Genomic DNA, 1,540 nt, shown 5'->3' with positions numbered 1-1,540 from the left:
CGATCCCCTCGGCTTCGAGCGCGTCCTTCATCGCTCCCATGGCGGCCGTCTGGGTCCGCCAGCGCTTCCGCATGCTGGGGTTGCGGATCCAGTAGCGGAGCCCCAAAACGACCGCGGAGTCCGCGAACCGCTTCGTCACGGCGTTCGGCTCGGGCATCTCGGCGACGTCCTCGACGCCCGCGGCCGCCTCCTCGACGACCGCGGCCGCGCGCTCGACGTCGGTGTCGTAGTCGACGCCGACCTCGACTTCGATCCGCAGGCGGTTCCGCCGCGAGCGGTCGACGATCGACCCCGACCGGACGGTATCGTTCGGCATCGTGATCACCTCGCCGTCGAACGAGCGCAGCCGCGTGCTCATGATCGATATCTCCGTCACCGTTCCCTCGTGGTCGCCGATCTCGACCCAGTCGCCGACCTCGAACGGTCGAGAGAACATCAACACGAAGCCGGCCAGTATCGCGCCGAGCGTCTGCCGCGCCGCCATCCCGACCACGATCCCGAGGAACCCCGCGCCGACGAGGAGGCTTCCGACGTTGTCGGTGAACAGCCCGACGACGGAGACCAGCGCCGCGGTGTAGACGGTCAGCTGCGTGATCCGGAGGATCACCTCCTGCTGATGTTGGGAGATCGACGCGCTCTCGGTACCGATCTCGCGGATGACGCCGCCGAGGAAATCCGTGAGCGCGTACGCGGTCGCCAACAGGATCACGGCGAGGACGACGTTCGACAGCTGGTCGGCGCTCAGCGCCGACCGGGCGGTCTCGAAGAGCGCGCCGCTCCGGTCCCACACCGCGATCAGCGCGATCGCGCCCAGCGCGGTGGCGACGCCGACCGCCGCCGACAGCAGCAGCCGCTGGGTGGAGGTGAGATCCTCGTCCCGCCGCTTCAGTCGTCCCGTGAGGTACCGCACCGCCAGCACGGTGACGACGATCCCCACCGAGGCGGCGAACCGTCCGAGGTTGCCCGCGAGCGCGCTCTGGAGGTCCGCCGCGAGACCGATCCACCCCGTCATCTCACGACTCCGTCGGTGACCCGCGTTCGCGGGCCAGCTCGGCTAGCGCGGCGAATGCCGCCGGTTCCAAGGTTCCCGGCCGGCTGCTCAGTAGCTCCTCGTCGGCCGCGTCGACGACCGCCTCGGGGTCGTCGAGCCCGGAGATGTGCGCCGTGTTCCGCACCGCGTTCCGCACGGTCTTGCGCCGCTGGGTGAAAAGCGCCTTCACGAACCGAAGGAAGAACGCCTCGTCGCCGACGGTGTACTCGGGGTCGCGGGGCGTACAGCGCACGACCGCGCTCTCGACGGCCGGCTGCGGGTCGAACGCCTCCTTCGGGACGCGCTCGACGATCTCAACGTCGGCGTAGTGTTGCGCGGAGACCGAGAGCCGGCCGTACTCGGACTCGCCGGCCGACGCCACCATGCGCTCGGCGAACTCCGCCTGAAACATCAACACGAGCGGCTTCTTCTCCGGGAGCAGCCGGAACGCGATCTCCGAGGAGACGCCGTACGGGAGGTTCGCGACGCAGGCCGAGAAGGGCGGGAGGT

At 69.7% G+C, this 1,540-nt stretch carries 2 protein-coding genes; both read right to left on the bottom strand.

Going from position 1 to position 1,540, the window contains the following annotated elements:
* Nucleotides 1–1,012 (bottom strand): mechanosensitive ion channel family protein (locus BN903_RS13090; RefSeq protein WP_048078153.1); only part of this gene is annotated, 1,012 nt, incomplete at its 3' end.
* Nucleotide 1,013: 1 nt separating this feature from the next.
* A partial coding sequence (locus BN903_RS13085; RefSeq protein WP_048078152.1) for a 16S ribosomal RNA methyltransferase A occupies nucleotides 1,014–1,540 on the bottom strand: 527 nt, incomplete at its 5' end.

The organism is Halorubrum sp. AJ67, assembly GCF_000513435.1.
This window is presented reverse-complemented; position numbering and strand designations above follow the sequence as displayed.